This is a genomic window from Morganella sp. BCCO 40_0007 (genome assembly GCF_032989665.1).
Taxonomy (GTDB): domain Bacteria; phylum Pseudomonadota; class Gammaproteobacteria; order Enterobacterales; family Enterobacteriaceae; genus Morganella; species Morganella sibonii.
In genome coordinates this window covers 44,811-62,266 of the sequence record NZ_JAVBIN010000014.1, presented here as the reverse complement: position 1 = coordinate 62,266, position 17,456 = coordinate 44,811, and the positions used below count along the sequence as shown (strand labels likewise).

At 55.5% G+C, this 17,456-nt stretch carries 21 protein-coding genes; all 21 read left to right on the top strand.

The genetic code is table 11. The features are described from left to right. The first annotated feature begins 186 nt into the window (after positions 1-186). Genes R5268_RS16855 through cobT form a run of 21 tightly spaced genes read left to right on the top strand, consistent with a single transcriptional unit; the run spans position 187 to position 17,453 of the window. Positions 187-1,572, top strand: coding sequence for a cobyrinate a,c-diamide synthase (locus tag R5268_RS16855; RefSeq protein WP_317419858.1), 1,386 nt, complete (start codon positions 187-189; stop codon positions 1,570-1,572). Beyond that, the gene (gene cbiB / locus R5268_RS16850) at positions 1,569-2,528 is read left to right on the top strand and encodes an adenosylcobinamide-phosphate synthase CbiB (RefSeq protein WP_317419857.1); all 960 of its coding nucleotides are present in this window, start codon (positions 1,569-1,571) and stop codon (positions 2,526-2,528) included. Before R5268_RS16855 ends, cbiB begins: the two co-directional genes overlap by 4 nt. Positions 2,529-2,537: 9 nt before the next feature. Further along, positions 2,538-3,167: a cobalt-precorrin-8 methylmutase gene (locus tag R5268_RS16845; RefSeq protein WP_218455045.1), complete on the top strand. Its 630-nt coding sequence runs from the start codon at positions 2,538-2,540 to the stop codon at positions 3,165-3,167. A 2-nt stretch (positions 3,168-3,169) separates the two neighbouring features. Further along, complete coding sequence (gene cbiD, locus R5268_RS16840; RefSeq protein WP_046892002.1) at positions 3,170-4,327, top strand: cobalt-precorrin-5B (C(1))-methyltransferase CbiD; 1,158 nt, start codon at positions 3,170-3,172, stop codon at positions 4,325-4,327. Further along, the gene (locus tag R5268_RS16835; RefSeq protein WP_052926969.1) at positions 4,324-4,935 is read left to right on the top strand and encodes a cobalt-precorrin-7 (C(5))-methyltransferase; all 612 of its coding nucleotides are present in this window, start codon (positions 4,324-4,326) and stop codon (positions 4,933-4,935) included. The genes cbiD and R5268_RS16835 overlap by 4 nt, the downstream gene beginning before the upstream one ends. Next, positions 4,935-5,504, top strand: a complete 570-nt coding sequence (locus R5268_RS16830; RefSeq protein ID WP_317419856.1) for a decarboxylating cobalt-precorrin-6B (C(15))-methyltransferase — start codon at positions 4,935-4,937, stop codon at positions 5,502-5,504. Before R5268_RS16835 ends, R5268_RS16830 begins: the two co-directional genes overlap by 1 nt. After that, on the top strand, positions 5,497-6,276 hold the full coding sequence (locus R5268_RS16825) for a cobalt-precorrin-4 methyltransferase (protein WP_036408525.1): 780 nt from the start codon (positions 5,497-5,499) through the stop codon (positions 6,274-6,276). Before R5268_RS16830 ends, R5268_RS16825 begins: the two co-directional genes overlap by 8 nt. Then, entirely contained in the window at positions 6,251-7,318 is a 1,068-nt protein-coding gene (locus R5268_RS16820; protein ID WP_317419854.1) for a cobalt-precorrin 5A hydrolase, read from the top strand. Before R5268_RS16825 ends, R5268_RS16820 begins: the two co-directional genes overlap by 26 nt. Then, positions 7,312-8,037: a precorrin-3B C(17)-methyltransferase gene (locus R5268_RS16815; protein WP_046891998.1), complete on the top strand. Its 726-nt coding sequence runs from the start codon at positions 7,312-7,314 to the stop codon at positions 8,035-8,037. Before R5268_RS16820 ends, R5268_RS16815 begins: the two co-directional genes overlap by 7 nt. Then, positions 8,034-8,822 (top strand): cobalt-precorrin-6A reductase, encoded by a 789-nt coding sequence (locus R5268_RS16810; RefSeq protein ID WP_317419852.1) that lies wholly within the window; start codon positions 8,034-8,036, stop codon positions 8,820-8,822. Before R5268_RS16815 ends, R5268_RS16810 begins: the two co-directional genes overlap by 4 nt. Before the next feature lie 17 nt (positions 8,823-8,839). Then, positions 8,840-9,622 carry a sirohydrochlorin cobaltochelatase gene (cbiK, locus tag R5268_RS16805; RefSeq protein ID WP_107679488.1) on the top strand — a complete coding sequence of 261 codons (783 nt, stop codon included), beginning with the start codon at positions 8,840-8,842 and terminating at the stop codon, positions 9,620-9,622. A 9-nt stretch (positions 9,623-9,631) separates the two neighbouring features. Next, complete coding sequence (locus tag R5268_RS16800; protein ID WP_317419849.1) at positions 9,632-10,357, top strand: cobalt-factor II C(20)-methyltransferase; 726 nt, start codon at positions 9,632-9,634, stop codon at positions 10,355-10,357. A 15-nt stretch (positions 10,358-10,372) separates the two neighbouring features. Then, complete coding sequence (locus tag R5268_RS16795; RefSeq protein WP_314047391.1) at positions 10,373-11,107, top strand: energy-coupling factor ABC transporter permease; 735 nt, start codon at positions 10,373-10,375, stop codon at positions 11,105-11,107. After that, positions 11,104-11,382, top strand: coding sequence for an energy-coupling factor ABC transporter substrate-binding protein (locus R5268_RS16790; RefSeq protein ID WP_046891993.1), 279 nt, complete (start codon positions 11,104-11,106; stop codon positions 11,380-11,382). The genes R5268_RS16795 and R5268_RS16790 overlap by 4 nt, the downstream gene beginning before the upstream one ends. After that, entirely contained in the window at positions 11,369-12,046 is a 678-nt protein-coding gene (locus tag R5268_RS16785) for an energy-coupling factor ABC transporter transmembrane protein (protein ID WP_277313202.1), read from the top strand. The genes R5268_RS16790 and R5268_RS16785 overlap by 14 nt, the downstream gene beginning before the upstream one ends. Beyond that, positions 12,043-12,891, top strand: a complete 849-nt coding sequence (locus R5268_RS16780; protein WP_054424501.1) for an ATP-binding cassette domain-containing protein — start codon at positions 12,043-12,045, stop codon at positions 12,889-12,891. The genes R5268_RS16785 and R5268_RS16780 overlap by 4 nt, the downstream gene beginning before the upstream one ends. Beyond that, positions 12,888-14,423 (top strand): cobyric acid synthase, encoded by a 1,536-nt coding sequence (locus R5268_RS16775; protein ID WP_317419844.1) that lies wholly within the window; start codon positions 12,888-12,890, stop codon positions 14,421-14,423. The genes R5268_RS16780 and R5268_RS16775 overlap by 4 nt, the downstream gene beginning before the upstream one ends. Beyond that, on the top strand, positions 14,420-14,965 hold the full coding sequence (gene cobU / locus R5268_RS16770) for a bifunctional adenosylcobinamide kinase/adenosylcobinamide-phosphate guanylyltransferase (RefSeq protein WP_045139127.1): 546 nt from the start codon (positions 14,420-14,422) through the stop codon (positions 14,963-14,965). The genes R5268_RS16775 and cobU overlap by 4 nt, the downstream gene beginning before the upstream one ends. Continuing rightward, positions 14,962-15,729 carry an adenosylcobinamide-GDP ribazoletransferase gene (gene cobS / locus R5268_RS16765; RefSeq protein ID WP_046891989.1) on the top strand — a complete coding sequence of 256 codons (768 nt, stop codon included), beginning with the start codon at positions 14,962-14,964 and terminating at the stop codon, positions 15,727-15,729. Before cobU ends, cobS begins: the two co-directional genes overlap by 4 nt. Positions 15,730-15,734: 5 nt before the next feature. After that, a complete protein-coding gene (gene cobC, locus R5268_RS16760) occupies positions 15,735-16,361 on the top strand; it encodes an alpha-ribazole phosphatase (protein ID WP_317419840.1) in 627 nt (208 codons plus the stop codon). Between the two features lie 30 nt (positions 16,362-16,391). Beyond that, positions 16,392-17,453, top strand: a complete 1,062-nt coding sequence (gene cobT, locus R5268_RS16755; RefSeq protein ID WP_046891987.1) for a nicotinate-nucleotide--dimethylbenzimidazole phosphoribosyltransferase — start codon at positions 16,392-16,394, stop codon at positions 17,451-17,453. Positions 17,454-17,456: the final 3 nt, after the last annotated feature.

Below are 17,456 nucleotides of genomic sequence, written 5' to 3'. Positions count from 1 at the left end.
TATATCAAAAATCGGCAATGTTAATTAAATGATCATAAGATTTTCATGTTGCCGTTCTGCAATATTTCGTACTGCTTATGATCATGAAAATAAAAAGACAGTTAACCGGGTTAATCTGATTAACCTTTTTTGCTTTCCTGGTCTCAGGACGTTTTTTTGGCAACAACACCGTGTCAAAGGTAGCGTATGAATAAGGCACAAAAACAGGTTTTCGTGATCGCGGGCACCAGCAGCGGTTGCGGAAAAACCACGATTACCCTCGGGATCATGCGGGCACTGAGTGCACGCGGACTGCGGGTCCAGCCCTGCAAAGTCGGTCCGGATTACCTCGACAGCAGCTGGCATACCGCCGTCACCGGCGTGCCTTCCCGCAACCTGGATGCCTTTATGCTGCCGGAGTCTGTTCTGACCCCGCAATTCCGCCACTATATGCAGGACAAAGACGCCGGTGTGATTGAGGGCGTGATGGGGCTGTATGACGGCTTCGGCACCGACCCGCACTATTGCAGCACCGCAGCGATGGCAAAACAGCTGGACTGCCCGGTCATTATGCTGGTCGACGGCAAAGCGGTTTCCACTTCTATTGCTGCCACGGTGATGGGATTTCAGCATTTTGATCCGTCACTGAATATCGCCGGGGTACTGATTAACCGCGTTAACAGTGACAGCCATTTTCAGCTCCTGAAACACGCCATTGAACACTACTGCCATGTGCCGGTGATCGGTTACGTGCCGGTAATGAACGATATTGAACTTCCTTCCCGTCATCTGGGACTGATCCCGCCGCAGGAACAGGCACAACAGACAGAGCGCTGGCAGCGTCTGGCCGATCAGATAGAAAAAACCGTTGATGTGGATAAGCTGCTTTCCCTGACACACTGGCAGGCACCGGCAGAGAGCACGCCGCTGCCGCTGGCCACTCCGGATGCCGGACGCGGACTGACCGTCGCGGTGGCGGATGATGCCGCCTTTAACTTCTATTATCCCGATAATCTCGATTTACTGCGTCAGAGCGGCGCGGAAATTGTCACATTCAGTCCGCTGAATGACCGCGCCCTGCCTGATCCCTGCCATATGATTTACATCGGCGGCGGTTATCCGGAAGTCTATGCTGAAAAACTTTCATCTAACACCGCCATGCGGAACGCACTGCTGGCGGCACATCAGCGCGGTATTCCTGTTTATGCGGAGTGCGGCGGGCTGATGTACCTCGGTGAAACACTGACAGACAGCAGCGGCAATACCTTCCCGATGACCGGTATCATCGCCGGGCACAGCACCATGGGTAACCGCCTGAAACGCTTTGGTTACTGCGAAGGCACTGCCCTGACAGACACCACACTGGTCCGTACCGGTGAACGCCTGCGCGGCCATGAGTTCCATTATTCTGATTTTGTCACTGATCTGCCGCCGGCTTTTGAATTTGTCAAAGAGCGCGACGGTGAAATCCTCAAACGCTGGCACGGCGGTTATCAGGCCGGTAATACCTTTGCCGGGTATCTGCATGTGCATTTTGCCCAGCGCCCGGGGTTATTGGATCACTGGTTTGCTCTGGCGCGGAGCGTGTTATGACACTGCTCAGCTGGCTGATCGCATTCCTGCTCGACTGGCGCCTCGGTGACCCGGAGCACTGGCCGCACCCGATCCGCTGGATTGGTAATGCCATCCGTAAAACCGAAGGTATGATCCGCCGCCGCTGTCAGAGTGGCGCGGCACTGCGCCGGGGCGGAGCCGTATTGTGGATAGTGATCGCCGGCGGCACCTGGGCGGTAAGTTACGGTGTGCTGGCGCTGGCGTTTTATCTGGAAACCAGTCTCGGCTGGCTCGTGACTGTCTGGATGACGTATACCGCGCTTGCCACCCGCTGTCTTCAGGATGCGGCAATGCGGGTGTATGACGCGCTGAAAGCGGATGACCTTGCAGAGAGTCGTGAAAAATTATCATGGATAGTCGGGCGCGATACGCGGGAACTGACACCACCGCAAATCACCCGCGCCGTGACCGAAACCGTGGCGGAAAATACCACCGACGGTGTCATCGCCCCGCTGTTCTTCTTATTACTGGGCGGCGCTCCGCTGGCGATGGCCTATAAGGCCGTGAATACCCTGGATTCGATGGTCGGCTATAAAAATGAAAAGTACGGCGACATCGGCATGTTTTCCGCCCGTGCGGATGATGTCGCCAACTATATCCCGGCGCGTCTGAGCTGGCTTTTATTCACTTTCGCCGCCTTTGTTCTGAAATACCGTTACCGGGACGCTTACCGCACCGGGTTACGTGATCACGCGAATCACCGCAGTCCGAACAGCGGCTGGTCCGAAGCGACGGTCGCCGGGGCGCTGGGTGTGCGCCTGGGCGGGCCGAATACCTATTTCGGGCAGTTGGTTGATAAACCGTGGATCGGTGACCACACCCGCGACATCAATGCAGACGATATTCTCAAAACCATCCGGCTGATGTGGGTTGCCTCTTCAGCCGCACTGGCGTTATTTGCCGTCATTCATCTTCTGGCACAGTGGATTTTGTAAGGGAAAATTATGAGTTACATACAACAGCCGCAGGAAATCGAAAAAAACAGTTTTCTGATCATCGATGACATTATCCGCGAAACACGTCCGGAATACCGTTTTGTCAGTGATGACCATGCGGCGATTATCAAACGCGCTATCCATACCACTGCCGATTTTGACTGGCTGGATATTCTGCACTTTTCTGATGGTGTGATTGAAACCCTCCGTGACGGCATTATGCGCGGCTGCACTATTTATACCGATACCACAATGGCACTGTCCGGGATTAACAAAACCCGTCTGGCGAAATACGGCTCAGAGTGCCGCTGCTACATCAGCGATCCGCGTGTGGTCGCCGCCGCCAAAGAGCAGCAGATGACCCGCTCCATGGCAGCAGTGGATATCGCCATGCAGGAACCGGGCGAGAAAATTTTTGTTTTCGGGAATGCGCCGACAGCCCTGTTCCGCGTGCTGGAACATACTGAAAAACCGGTTGCTGTTGTCGGTGTGCCGGTCGGTTTTGTCGGTGCGGCAGAATCCAAAGATGCCCTGGCGGAGAGTTCTCTGCCGTGTATCGCCGCACTCGGCCGCAAAGGTGGCAGTAACGTGGCCGCTGCAATTATCAACGCCATTCTCTACCGGATGCCGGAGGCGTAATCATGACGCAGGAAAACACCACAGCCCCTGACGATAACGGCACCGGCGTCGTCTGGCACAAGGGCAAGGCACTGAGAAAAGGGTATACCACCGGCTCCTGTGCCACTGCCGCCGCCAAAGTGGCGGCGCTGATGGTGTTGCGTCAGGAAGTAATTCAGCAGGTTTCGATTGTCACACCGTCCGGCGTGACGCTGAACCTGAATGTGGAAGATCCGCTGATTTGCGGACAATCCGCCACTGCCGCTATCCGCAAAGATGGCGGCGACGATATTGATGCCACACACGGCATGCTGATTTTCGCCCGGGTCGCGCTCAATGACAGCGGTGTGATCACCCTTGACGGCGGCGAAGGTGTCGGCCGGGTGACCAAAGTCGGTGTCGGACTGCCAATCGGTGATGCCGCCATCAACAAAACCCCGCGTCAGACCATTGAAGCAGCGGTACGTGAAGCTATCGGCCCGAACCGGGGTGCGGATGTCACCATCTTCGCACCGGAAGGGGAAGAACGGGCGAAGAAAACCTATAACGGCCGCCTCGGTATTCTCGGCGGTATTTCTGTTATCGGCACCAGCGGTATTGTCACGCCGATGTCAGAAGAGAGCTGGAAACGCTCCCTGTCCATTGAGCTGGAAATGAAACGCGCGCAGGGCATGACCCGCGTTTTCCTGGTGCCGGGTAACCACGGCGAACGGTTTGTCAGCGAACAGCTCGGACTGGACGGCGCCTATGTCGTCACCATGAGTAACTTTGTCGGTTATATGTTGCAGGAGGCCACGCGGCTGAAGTTTGAGCAGGTGGTGATCCTCGGGCATTTCGGCAAGCTGGTCAAAATTGCCGCAGGGATTTTCCACACCCACAGCCATATTGCGGATGCGCGGATGGAAACCCTGATTGCCAACCTCGCGCTGATTGGCGCCCCGCTCTCGTTATTACAGGAAGTGGACGGCTGCACCACCACCGAAGCCGCAATTGAACTGATCAATGCGCAGGGCTGGCAGGCTGTTTACCCGCGGATCGCAGAAAAAATCTGTGACCGGATTAATCAGATGCTGCGTTTCTCCGATGAGCCGCCGCACTGCGATGCCATTCTGTTCTCGTTTGATAATCAGGTGCTGGGGACCAACCGTCCGCTGAGCGCCATAACGGAGGGATTCCGATGATTTATGTGACAGGCGTGGGCCCCGGCTCAGAAGCATATCTGACCCGGCGGGCAGCGGATGTGATTTCCGGTGCAGACATTTTAATCGGCGGTCAGCGCCATCTGGATGAATTTGCCGGGCTGACGACAGAAACCCGCGTCATCGATGCGGATATCAGCGGCCTGATGAGCTGGATAGCAGAGCGTCTTGATCGCCGCATTGTCATACTGGCCTCCGGTGACCCGATGTTTTTCGGCATCGGCAAACGCATCAGCGAAACCTTTGCACCGGAACAGGTGCAGATAGTGCCGGGTATCAGCTCGGTACAATATCTGTGTTCCCGCGCGGGGATGGATATGAATGATATTTATCTCACCAGCAGCCACAACCGCAGCCCCGATTTTGACTGGCTGCTCGCCCATGAGCGTATCGGTATGGTGACCGACAGTAAGATCGGCCCGAAAGAAATCGCCGCCGAAATCCTGCTGCGCGGCCAGACCCGGCGGATGATCATCGGGGAAAATCTTTCCGGCCGGAATGAGCGGATCACCATTCTCAATGCAGAAGAGGTCACCGGTGATTACAACATGAATGTGGTGTTAATTGATAAGCGGGGCAGCGTGGCCTGATGAAAGACGAACTGTTTTTACGCGGGCAGCAGATCCCGATGACCAAAGAGCCGGTGAGAGCACTCGCCCTGTCACGGCTGGATTTACAGGGTGCGCAGCGCCTGATTGATGTGGGTGCGGGCACCGGCAGTGTTTCGATTGAAGCGGCACTCAGCCATCCGGCGCTTGAAATTATTGCTATCGAGAAAAAACCGGAAGCCATCGCACTTATCAAAGAGAACTGCCATCACTTCCGCTGCCCGCAAATCCGCGTAATTGACGCGTATGCACCGGTGGAACTGGCTGAAAAAGCAGATGCCGTGTTTGTCGGCGGCACCGGCGGCAATCTCACGGAGATTATCGACTGGTCTCTTGATCATCTGCACAGCGACGGCACCCTGGTGATGACCTTTATCCTGCTGGATAACCTGACACAAGCCATCGCACACCTGAAACAGTGTGTGGTGAGCGAACTGGACTGCTGTGAATTACAGGCCGGAAATATGACCGCGCTGGGACACAGTTATTATTTTAAACCGAATAATCCTACCTATCTTATTTCCTGCCGTAAGGAGGCGCGTTGTGGCTGAACAGTTTGACCGTCAGAAAGTCTGGTTTGTCGGAGCCGGTCCGGGGGATATCAGTCTTATCACCCTGAAAGGCTACCGTATTTTACAACAGGCTGACATCGTCATTTATGCCGGTTCGCTTATCAATACTGATCTGCTGGACTATTGCAAAGACGGCGTCGAAAGCTACGACAGCGCCGCGATGACCCTCGACGACATCATCACCGTGATGGTTGACGGTGTGAAAAGCCACAAACTGGTGGTGCGCCTGCAAACCGGTGATCTCTCCCTTTACGGCTCTATCCGCGAACAGGGTGAAGTGCTGTCAGAACACAATATCGGTTTCAGCGCGATCCCGGGCGTCAGTTCATTCCTCGGTGCCGCTGCGGAACTGGGTGTGGAATACACCGTACCGGAAGTATCGCAGAGCCTGATTATTACCCGTATCGAGGGGCGCACACCGATGCCGCCGAAAGAGAGTCTGCGCAGCTTTGCCGCTCACCAGACCTCAATGGCGATTTTCCTGTCAGTTCAGGATATCAAAGGTGTGGTGGAACAACTGACCGAAGGCGGTTATCCGGAAACCACCCCGGTGGCGGTGGTGTATAAGGCAACCTGGCCGGATTGTCAGGTGCTGCGCAGCACACTGGCGGAAATCACCGTTGCCGTGCGTGAAGCGAAAATCCGCAAAACCGCGCTGATTCTGGTCGGGCCGTTCCTCGGCGACGAGTATCACTATTCAAAACTGTATGACGCAGGCTTCAGCCATGAGTACCGCAAAGCCTCGCGGTAAGCGCATTGCGCTGTTTTGCCTGACACCGGGCGGTAAAGCACTGGCGGAAAAGATCCGCCCGTTGCTCCCTGTCACCTGTTACACCAGCGAAAAACTGGTGTCGGAGGGCTTTGAGCCGTTCCGTGACGGCTTTGCCGCGACCTTACAGCAGGCATTTGCAGAGAATGACGCTCTGATTGTCATCGGCGCGACCGGTATTACCGTCCGGGTACTGGCACCGGTGATTCAGGACAAAATGAGTGACCCGGCCGTGATCGTGATGGATGAGAAAGGACAGCATGTGATCAGCCTGCTCTCCGGCCATCTCGGCGGTGCCAATGAACTGGCCGCCTGGCTGGCGGGCAGAATCGGCGGACAGGCGGTGATCACCACCGCCACGGACGTGAATCAGGTCACCAGTTTTGATCTGCTGGCACGGGATATGGATGCCACTTTCTCCGATTTCCGCAACACCGTCAAAACCCTGAACCAGATGATGGTCAGCGGAGAGCGCATCGGTATCTGGTGGCATCCGGATATGGCGGCGGAGCAGGACAAATACGCGTTACCGGGGCTTATCCCGGTGGCTGATTTGCGTTCTCTGCCGGAACTGGATGCGCTGGTGTATGTCAGTTACCGCCGCGAAGAAATTATGCTGCCGGTGCCGGTTTACAAGCTGATACCGCGCCGGATTATTGCCGGTATGGGCTGCCGCAGAGATACCAATGCAGACGAGGTTCAGCAGCTGTTTGCTGAACAACTGGCTGAGAACAACCTGCTGCCGGAAGCCGTCCGTGCTATCGGCAGTATTACCCTGAAAGCACAGGAGCCCGCCCTGCTGGCGCTGGCTGCCCGTTATCAGGTGCCGTTTACCGTATTCAGTGCTGAGGAGCTGGCCCCTGTGGCGGCACAGTTCCCGGAATCAGAATTTGTTAAAAAAACCACGGGTGTCGGGAGTGTATCCCGGCCGGTCGCCTGGCTGATGAGCAAAGGCTGTCTGATAGGGCAAACCTGTAAGACCCGGGGGATCACCATTACGTTAGGAGCAGAAACAGTATGTTAACCGTTATAGGCATTGGCCCCGGCAGTGAAGCCATGATGACCGAAGAAGCCGTCACCGCACTGAAAGAAGCGGAAGTGGTCGTCGGGTATAAAACCTATACCCATCTGGTGAAACCTCTGGTGGGCGACAAAGAAGTGATCAAAACCGGCATGCGCAAAGAAGTCGAACGCTGCCACCTGGCCATTGAGCTTGCTCAGGAAGGGAAAAACGTCGCGATGGTGTGCAGCGGTGATGCCGGGATTTACGGCATGGCCGGGCTTATCCTCGAAATCGTCACCAAAGAGAAGCTCGATATTCAGGTCCGTGTGGTGCCGGGCATTACCGCCAGTATCGCCGCCGCCTCTCTGCTGGGTGCCCCGCTGATGCATGACTTCTGCCACATCAGCCTGAGCGACCTGCTCACGCCGTGGGAAGTCATTGAGAAACGCATCAAAGCGGCCGCCGAAGCCGATTTTGTTATCTGTTTCTATAACCCGCGCAGCCTGGGCCGCGAAGGTCATCTGGCCCGTGCCTTTGAACTGATGGCACCGTTCAAAGCTGCCACCACCCCGATCGGCGTGGTGAAAGCCGCTGCCCGTAAGAAAGAAGAGAAATGGATCACCACCTTCGGTGAGATGGAATTTGACCGCGTGGATATGACCAGTCTGGTGATTGTCGGCAACCAGTCTACGTATATCAGTAATGATCTGATGATCACACCACGGGGATACAAACTGTGAATGACGGCAGACTGCTGATTTTCGGCGGGACGAGTGATGCCCGCCTGCTTTGTGAGCGTCTGGATGCTCAGGGGGTCCGCTACCGGCTCTCTGTCGCCACCGCCGCAGGCCGTCAGCAGGCAGCCGGATTGCAGGGTGAGATCCGGGAAGGCCGCATGGATGCACAGGCGATGGCGGATTACTGCCGCCGTCACGGAGTCCGCCTGCTGGCGGATCTCTCGCATCCTTATGCGGCAATACTCAGCGATACTATTTTGCAGGTGCAGCGCGAACTGGGTATTCCGCTGGTGCGCTATAACCGCCCGAGTGATATTGATACAGTTGATAACCCGCTGATTTATAAAACGGAATCGATTGACAGCGCCTGTGAGATTGCCATGACACTCGGTCAGCGGGTTCTGCTGACCACCGGCAGTAAACAGCTGGCAGATTATCTTGCCCGCCTGCCGGGAAAAACCGTGCTGGCACGGGTACTGCCGACACAGGATGTGCTGGCGCAGTGTGAATCTTACGGGATGACCATTGACCAGATTTTTGCCCTCAAAGGGCCGTTTTCAGCGGAGTTTAATGAAGCGTTTTACCGTTACTGCGGCGCGGATGTGGTGATCACCAAAGAATCCGGCACACAGGGCGGATTCAGTGAAAAAGTCGTCCCTTGTCTGGCGCTGGGTATTCCCTGCATTGTCGTGGTCCGCCCGCAGACCCGGGTATCCGGCGATGTGACTGAATTGCAGGATCTTTATGGGGTAGAGCAGTATCTGATATCCCGTTTTTCTGTCTGTTGATTTACTGAGGTTATGAGATGAAAAAAGCGTTATTAGTGATTAGTTTCGGCACCAGTTACGCGGAAACCCGTGAAAAAAATATCGAAAGCTGTGAAAAGCAGCTCGCGGCAGCGTTCCCCGGCCGTGATTTTTTCCGCGCGTTCACCTCCGGCATGATTATCCGCAGGTTAAAAGAGCGCGATAACCTGCATATCAGTAACCCGGAAGAGGCATTACGCCATCTGCATGAGCAGGGTTATGAGGATGTGGCTATCCAGTCACTGCATGTGATTAACGGGGATGAGTACGAAAAGATCGTCAGCCAGGTCGAAAAATACCGTCCGTTCTTCCGCTATCTGCGCGTGGGCAAACCGCTGCTGAGCAGTTTTGAGGATTATTCCCTCCTGATTGATGCCCTGCACTCCCAGATGCCGGAACTGAAAGAAGATGAGCGCGTGGTCTTTATGGGTCACGGTGCCACTCACCATGCCTTCTCTGCCTATGCCTGTCTGGATCACATGATGACCGGCAGCGGCTTCCCGGCCCGTGTCGGCGCAGTGGAAAGCTATCCGGAAATCGACCTGATTATTAAAGGTCTGAAAGCAGAAAACGTCCGCAAAGTGCATCTGATGCCGCTGATGCTGGTCGCCGGTGACCACGCGATTAACGATATGGCCTCCGATGAGGAAGACTCCTGGAAAACACAACTGGAACAGGCCGGAATTGAGGCAACCGCGTGGTTACAGGGTATGGGTGAGAACAATATGATCCGTCAGATGTTTGTCGAACACCTGGCGCAGACAATGGATAACGGGGAGTAATATCCGCACATGAGTCAGCAAACAGAAAAACCACAGGGCAGACTTTATGCCATCGGCACCGGTCCCGGTGCCAGTGATCTTATCACGGTACGCGGCGCACGGATTATCGGTGAGCTGGATATCCTGTATGCACCGGCCGGTAAAAAAGATGCCCCGAGCCTGGCGCATACCATTGTCGCCCCGTATATCACCGGTAAAACCACGGTGAAAACCTATCACTTCCTGATGAAAGCCTCGCAGGAAGCGAAAGAAGCAGTCTGGGATGAAGTCGCGCAAGTGATTCAGGACGATGTGGCTGACGGTAAGAAAGTCGGCTTTATCACCCTGGGTGATTCCATGCTGTTCAGTACCTGGGTTTCCCTGCTTGAGCGTATCGGCAATCAGCCATGGCTGGAAGTGATTCCGGGCGTGACCTCTTTTGCCGCTATCGCATCACGGGCAATTGTCCCGCTGGCAATGGAAAACCAGAGCCTTGCCGTCATGTCGTGCACCGCATCTCCGGAAGAGCTGGAGCATGCGATCACGCATCATGAATGCATTGTGTTAATGAAAGTCTATGGTCGTTTACAACAGGTACGCGATCTGCTCCGCCGCCATGATTTGTTTGATCATGCCATCCTGATGGCCGATGCCACACTGGAAAGTGAACAGTGCTGGCGGCGCCTGGATGAGATCGACGACGAACAGACACTGCCTTATTTCTCAACGGTATTAATTAATAAAACCCGGAAATAATTCGGTGAGGTTGTTATGCAACAGAAACTCACAAAGTTCTCGTTAACCGGTGCCGCCGTCACAATTCTGCTGATGATTGCACCCCAGGAAGCCTTTGCCATGCATATCATGGAGGGCTTTTTACCGCCGATGTGGGCGATTGCCTGGTGGCTGATATTCCTGCCGTTCCTCGGCGCGGGGATTATCCGCCTTAAAGCGATTGTTCAGGAAGATGCCAACCAGAAAGTCCTGCTGGCGCTGTGCGGTGCCTTTATCTTTGTCCTTTCCGCGCTGAAAATCCCGTCAGTGACCGGCAGCTGCTCTCACCCTACCGGGGTGGCACTGGCGGTGATCCTGTTCGGGCCATCCGTGGTGGCCGTGCTCGGCTCCATCGTGCTGCTGTTCCAGGCATTATTGCTGGCACACGGCGGACTGACCACCCTCGGTGCCAACGGTATGTCGATGGCGGTGATCGGACCGATCGTCGGTTATCTGGTCTGGCGTTTCACCACTAAACTGGGCTGGCGTAAGGATATCTGCGTCTTCCTTGTCGCGGTGATAGCGGATTTAACCACCTATTTTGTCACCTCGGTGCAGCTCGGGGTTGCTTTCCCTGATCCGCAGATGGGAATGGGTGCGGCAATTCTGAAGTTCATGGGGATCTTCTGTCTGACCCAGGTACCGATTGCCATTGCGGAAGGGCTGCTGACGGTACTGGTTTATGATCAGCTGGTGAAACGTAACCTGGTGGGTAACGAGGTGCGGGCATGAAAAAGACACTGATTTTACTGTTTCTGACTGTTGCGATTTTTATCATCCCGTTCTTTATCGACCACGGCGGTGAATACGGCGGTTCAGATGATCAGGCAGAGCAGCAGATCCTGGCTATCGCACCGGATTATGAACCCTGGTTTGAGTCTCTGTATGAACCGGCCAGCGGTGAAATCGAGAGCCTGCTGTTTACGCTCCAGGGCTGTCTCGGCACGGCTGTGATTTTCTATGTGCTCGGTTATTACCGCAGCGGCCGGAAAAATGCAAAGTCTTGATGCCCTGAGTTATCAAAGCCGCTGGCGCCAGCGCGATCCGGTAGCGAAATTCGCTTTCTGGGTTGTGATGATGGTTCTGGCCATGAGCCTGCCGCCGGCAGGCCAGGCGGCTTTGCTGTTGTGTATTGCGGCGTTTACCTGCTGGTTACTGCGGGTATCGCCGCTCCGCTATCTGAAATGGCTGCTGATCCCGTTCAGTTTTCTGGCGGTGGGTCTGGTGGCCATTATTGTCTCCTTTTCCCGCACACCGGACACGATGTTGTGGGGCGTACAGATTGGTCAGTACTGGGCCGGTCTTGATCCCGCCGGTCTGGCAACCGCCAATCAGACTTTCTGGCGCAGCATGGCCGCCCTCGCCGCCACATTCTGGTTTATGCTCAATATGCCGTTTGAGCAACTGATCAAACTGATGAAACGCGGCCGTCTGCCGCTGGTGCTGATCGAACAGATCCTGCTGACCTGGCGCTTTATCTTTATTTTTCTGGAAGAGGCCGCCGTTATTTATCACGCACAGTCCCTGCGCTTCGGCTACCGCAATCTGCGCACCGGCTACCGCTCACTGGCGATGCTGGTCACCATGCTGTTTTCCCGCGTGATGATGCGCTATCAGCAAATGTCCGTCGCACTGAATGTGAAGCTCTATCAGGGAGATTTCCACCTGTGAATCATCATCCGCAATTAGCCGTCAGCGGTCTCACATTCCGCTATCAGGACGATAATATCCTGAAAAACCTGACCATGGATTTCGGCGCGTCTCAGATCACCGGTATTATCGGTGCCAACGGCTGCGGAAAATCCACCCTGTTTATGAACCTGTCCGGTATTCTGAAGCCACAGGACGGTCAGGTACTCTGGCGCGGTAACCCGCTGAAATACGATAAAAAATCACTGCTGGAACTCCGTCAGCACGTCGTGACCGTCTTTCAGGACCCGGATATGCAGATTTTCTACACCGATGTCGACAGTGATATTGCGTTTGCCCTGCGCAATCTCGGGGTGGAAGAAGATGAGATCAAACGCCGGACAGATGAGGCACTGCGGCTGGTCGATGCCCTCGCCTTCCGCGACAAACCGGTACAGCACCTGAGCTTCGGGCAGAAAAAGCGCGTGGCTATCGCCGGGGCGCTGGTGATGCAGTCAGACTATCTGCTGCTCGATGAACCCACCGCCGGACTGGACCCGGCCGGCCGGCAGCAGATGATCGATCTGCTTGCCCGCATTGCCGCTGCCGGTAAGCACATTGTGATTTCCAGCCATGACATTGACCTGATTTATCAGGTCTGTGATGGTATTTACGTGATGTCGCACGGCGAAGTGTGCGGTCACGGTGCACCGGAATCCGTTTTCCTGCAAAAAGAGATGATCACCGCCGCCGGGCTGGAACAGCCGTGGCTGGTCAAACTTCACTGCGAAACCGGACTGCCGCTGTGCAAAACTGAACAGGCGCTGTTTGCACAATTGCAGCAGCAGACAACCCCCGCCGCCGGAACACACGAGGTAATGGCATGACATTTTCACTGATGATCCAGGGTACTGCTTCCGATGTCGGAAAAAGTGTATTAGTCGCCGGGTTCTGCCGGATTTTCTCTCAGGACGGGCATCGCTGTGCACCGTTCAAATCACAGAATATGGCGCTGAACTCGGGGATCACCCGTGACGGTAAAGAGATGGGCCGCGCGCAGATCTTTCAGGCGGAAGCCGCCGGTATTGAACCGGATGTGCGCATGAATCCGGTTTTACTCAAACCGACCTCTGACCGCAAATCCCAGGTCATCCTGATGGGAAAAGTCGCGCAAAATATGGATGCGGCGGAATATCACCTTTATAAACCGCAGCTGAAAACCATGATCCGCGATGTTTACAATGACCTGGCTTCCGAGCACGACATCATTGTGCTGGAAGGCGCGGGCAGCCCGGCGGAAATCAATCTGCGCGATGGTGATATTGTGAATATGGGCATGGCGGAGATGATCGACGCGCCGGTGATCCTGGTGGCGGATATCGATCGCGGTGGTGTGTTCGCCTCCATTTACGGCACACTCGCCCTGCTGGCCGATGACGAACGCGCGCGGGTGATCGGCGTGATCATCAATAAATTCCGCGGTGATGTCGCTCTGCTGATGCCGGGCATTAAGAAAATCGAAGATCTGACTCACGTTCCGGTACTCGGCGTCCTGCCGTGGCTGGATGTGGATCTGGAAGATGAGGACGGCGTCGCGTTACAGGTCGGTAAATATGACGGCAAAACCGAAGAAGTGCTGGATATTGTGGTGGTTCAGCTGCCGCACATTGCCAATTTCACCGATTTCAATGCCCTTGCCGCCCAGCCGGATGTCCGTCTGCGTTATGAATCCGATCCGCTGCTGGTCGGTGAGCCGGATCTGCTGATTATCCCCGGCAGCAAAAATACCCTCGGTGACCTGCTGTGGCTGCGCCAGAAAGGAATGGATAAAGCCATCCTCACCCGCCATGCACAGGGCACACCGGTTGCAGGGATCTGCGGCGGCTATCAGATCCTCGGCAAACATATTTATGACGATGTGGAATCCGGATTATCCGACTTACCGGGACTGGGGCTGCTCGATATCACCACCCGCTTCTCACCGGAAAAAAATACCACCCAAACAGCCGGTACCGTGTGCGGCACACTGCCGGGGATCTGGTCTGCCTGTCAGGGTGAACCGATCAGCGGCTATGAGATCCACATGGGCGTGTCTGAAACCGGCCCGGATGCCATTCCGTTCGCACAAATGCACGAGAAAAACCGCGAGCCGTGCAACCATGCTGACGGCGCGGTCAGTCCGGACGGCAGTGTGATGGGCTCTTATCTGCACGGTATTTTTGACCGGAATAATTTTACCCGTCCGCTGCTCAATCAGCTGCGGAACAGGAAAGGGCTGGAACCGCTGCCTGAAAGCACATTTGACTACGCATTGCACAAAGAGCAGCAGTTTAATATTCTGGCGCAACAGATGAGAGAACACCTCAATATTGATGAAATCTGCCGTCTGATGTATGCGCACAAGGAGAAAACAGCATGATTTTGATTACCGGCGGCGCCCGCAGCGGTAAAAGCAGTTTTGCCGAGGAACTGGTGGATAACCGCTGTCACAGTGCACTCTATATCGCCACCTCCGTAATAACGGATGATGAAATGGCTGCCCGCGTGGCACGCCATAAAGCCGATCGCCCGCAGCACTGGCGTACGTGGGAGGGTTTTAAAAACATTGCTCATGCGATCCGCTATGAACGCAAACCCGGCGAAGGGGTGATGCTGGAATGTATCACCACGCTGATTGCCAATCTGCTGTATGACGCATCAGGCGGTGCGGACCCGGACACGCTGGATTATGCGAAACTGGAGATCGGCATCAACAGCGAAATCGACCATATTATTGACGCCTGCAAAGAGAGCGAATGTCCGGTATATATCGTCACCAACGAACTGGGAATGAGCATCACACCGGAAAACCGGCTGGCACGCCATTTTGTCGATATCGCCGGACGTATTAACCAAAAACTCGCCCGTCAGGCCGAACAGGTCTGGCTGGTGGTTTCCGGGATCGGAGTTCAGATCAAATGAATCTGAAATACCTGTGGGCCACGCTTCAGTTTATCACCCGTATTCCGGTGCCGCAGCGCTGGAGTGAAGGTACTGAATTTCAGCAGTACGGGCGCGGCGTACCCTTTTTCCCGGTCGTCGGACTGATTGCCGGGGTGATTGCGGCACTGCTTACCGTATGGATAGCAGGAGCGGCACACAGTCCGCTGATTGCCGCACTGGGCTATGTGCTGGCGCTGATCCTGATCACCGGCGGTTTTCACCTCGACGGCCTGGCGGATACCTGTGACGGTATTTTTTCCGCCCGCAAACGTGAAAGAATGCTGGAGATCATGCGCGACAGCCGTATCGGTACACATGGCTGTCTGGCACTGATTTTTGCCCTGATGGCAAAATCCGCAGCCGCGTATGAGCTCCTCGCCTCCTCTTCCCTTTCGCTGACTGCCGCCGCCGGATTACTGATTTGCGCCCCGGTCGCAGGCCGCACCTGTATGTCGCTGGTGATGTACAACCAGCGCTATGCCCGTGAGGGGGAAGGCATGGGTAATATTTATATCGGCCGCATCAGTCTGCGCCAGTTTGTCATCACTCTCGCCACCGGCGCGGTGATTGTCACTGTTGCGGGCGGGATGAAAGCCCTCGGTGCCCTGATTGTCACCGCCTTTATCATTTACGGGCTGGGGCGTTATTTCCGCCACCACCTCGGCGGGCAGACCGGGGATACCCTCGGTGCTGCTGAAGAGTGCGGGGAAATCATCTTTCTGCTCGCACTGTTCTGGATGTAGACGGGATGAGCATCAGCCGCTTTATCCTGGTCCGCCACGGGGAAACCGCAGGAAACAAAGACGGTCTGTTCTACGGCAGCACGGATTTACCGCTGACGGAACACGGTCACCATCAGGCGGCAACCGTGGCCTCTTATCTGCGGGATATTCAGATAGATACTATACTGATCAGTGAATTACAGCGGGCAAGACAGACAGCGGAATACATCCGCCCGCCGGAAAATCATCACTATCACTGTGATCCGCGCCTCAATGAGATGCACTTCGGAGAGTGGGAAATGCAGCATTACAGTGAGATTGCCGCCCGTTTCCCGGCTGACTGGGACACCTGGATGAAGGACTGGCAGCATGCCGCACCCACCGGCGGAGAGCCGTTTCCGCAGTTTGCGGCCAGGGTTCAGGCGGCAGCGGACGAACTGCGCCGGGAAGCATCAGAAACCCCGGCAACCCGCCTGATTGTCGCCCACAAAGGCGTGCTCGGGCTGATTATTACCCGCTGGTTCGGCCTGCCCGCAGAGGCCATGTGGCAGTTTCCCTGTGAACAGGACAGTTACAGTGTGGCGGAATGCCGCGACGGATTTATGACATTAGCTGTATTTAACGGGCGATCCTGTTTTACGCCTGTTGTTTGATTATAAAAACAGAATGTGAGCATAAGAAAAATGACAACACTGAAAGACCTGATCCGGGCGATCCCATCCCCGGATCACGCAGCCATGCAGGCGGCAGAGCAGCATATCAACGGACTGGCAAAACCGCCGCGCAGTCTCGGACGGCTTGAGGAGCTCGCGATTCGTCTTGCCGGTATGCCGGGGATTGAGCATCCGGATAATCTGCAGAAAGAAATTATTGTGATGTGCGCGGATCACGGCGTATTTGCAGAAGGCGTCGCCGTCACCCCGCAGGAAGTCACCGCGATCCAGGCGCGCAATATTCAGAAACAGCTGACCGGCGTCTGTGCCGTTGCCCGCAGTAACGGAACCAGCGTGCTGCCGGTGGATATCGGTATTGACTGCGACCCTATCGATAACATGATTTCCCTGAAACTGGCACGCGGCTGCGGCAATATCGCCAAAGGCCCGGCAATGTCTTACGCCGATGCGGAACATCTGCTGGTTGCCAGTGCAGAGCTGGTAAAACAACGGGTTGCCGCCGGTATCCGTGTTGTCGGCACCGGTGAGCTGGGCATTGCCAATACCACACCGGCCTCTGCTATGATCAGTGTCCTGTGCGGGCTTGATCCGCATGATACGGTCGGGATTGGCGCCAATCTGCCGCTGGATCGCGTTTCCCACAAAGAAGCGGTGGTCCGGCAGGCTATCGCAGTCAACAATCCTGACCCGGCAGATGCCATTGATGTGCTCGCCAAAGTCGGAGGATATGATCTGACGGGGATGACCGGTGTCATTCTGGGTGCCGCGGCCTGCGGTATTCCTGTCGTGCTCGACGGCTTTTTATCTTACGCCTGCGCAATCGCAGCCTGCCGTCTGGCGCCTGCGGTCCGGGACTATCTGATCCCGTCCCACTTTTCTGCCGAGAAAGGCGCGGGTATCGCGCTTGAGCAACTCGGTATCAAACCTTTCTTATATTTGGATCTCCGGCTGGGTGAAGGCAGCGGCGCGGCATTAGCCATGTCCGTCATTGATGCCGCATGCAGCATGTATTGTCATATGGGGCATCAGGCCGGCAGCGGTTTCACCCTGCCGCCATCCCCCATCCGGTAAAAT

Coding starts and splice junctions, on each gene's coding strand:
- R5268_RS16855 (WP_317419858.1), top strand. CDS start 187: ATGAATAAGGCACAAAAACAGGTTTTCGTGATCGCGGGCACCAGCAGC.
- cbiB (WP_317419857.1), top strand. CDS start 1,569: ATGACACTGCTCAGCTGGCTGATCGCATTCCTGCTCGACTGGCGCCTC.
- R5268_RS16845 (WP_218455045.1), top strand. CDS start 2,538: ATGAGTTACATACAACAGCCGCAGGAAATCGAAAAAAACAGTTTTCTG.
- cbiD (WP_046892002.1), top strand. CDS start 3,170: ATGACGCAGGAAAACACCACAGCCCCTGACGATAACGGCACCGGCGTC.
- R5268_RS16835 (WP_052926969.1), top strand. CDS start 4,324: ATGATTTATGTGACAGGCGTGGGCCCCGGCTCAGAAGCATATCTGACC.
- R5268_RS16830 (WP_317419856.1), top strand. CDS start 4,935: ATGAAAGACGAACTGTTTTTACGCGGGCAGCAGATCCCGATGACCAAA.
- R5268_RS16820 (WP_317419854.1), top strand. CDS start 6,251: ATGAGTACCGCAAAGCCTCGCGGTAAGCGCATTGCGCTGTTTTGCCTG.
- R5268_RS16815 (WP_046891998.1), top strand. CDS start 7,312: ATGTTAACCGTTATAGGCATTGGCCCCGGCAGTGAAGCCATGATGACC.
- cbiK (WP_107679488.1), top strand. CDS start 8,840: ATGAAAAAAGCGTTATTAGTGATTAGTTTCGGCACCAGTTACGCGGAA.
- R5268_RS16800 (WP_317419849.1), top strand. CDS start 9,632: ATGAGTCAGCAAACAGAAAAACCACAGGGCAGACTTTATGCCATCGGC.
- R5268_RS16795 (WP_314047391.1), top strand. CDS start 10,373: ATGCAACAGAAACTCACAAAGTTCTCGTTAACCGGTGCCGCCGTCACA.
- R5268_RS16790 (WP_046891993.1), top strand. CDS start 11,104: ATGAAAAAGACACTGATTTTACTGTTTCTGACTGTTGCGATTTTTATC.
- R5268_RS16785 (WP_277313202.1), top strand. CDS start 11,369: ATGCAAAGTCTTGATGCCCTGAGTTATCAAAGCCGCTGGCGCCAGCGC.
- R5268_RS16775 (WP_317419844.1), top strand. CDS start 12,888: ATGACATTTTCACTGATGATCCAGGGTACTGCTTCCGATGTCGGAAAA.
- cobU (WP_045139127.1), top strand. CDS start 14,420: ATGATTTTGATTACCGGCGGCGCCCGCAGCGGTAAAAGCAGTTTTGCC.
- cobS (WP_046891989.1), top strand. CDS start 14,962: ATGAATCTGAAATACCTGTGGGCCACGCTTCAGTTTATCACCCGTATT.
- cobC (WP_317419840.1), top strand. CDS start 15,735: ATGAGCATCAGCCGCTTTATCCTGGTCCGCCACGGGGAAACCGCAGGA.
- cobT (WP_046891987.1), top strand. CDS start 16,392: ATGACAACACTGAAAGACCTGATCCGGGCGATCCCATCCCCGGATCAC.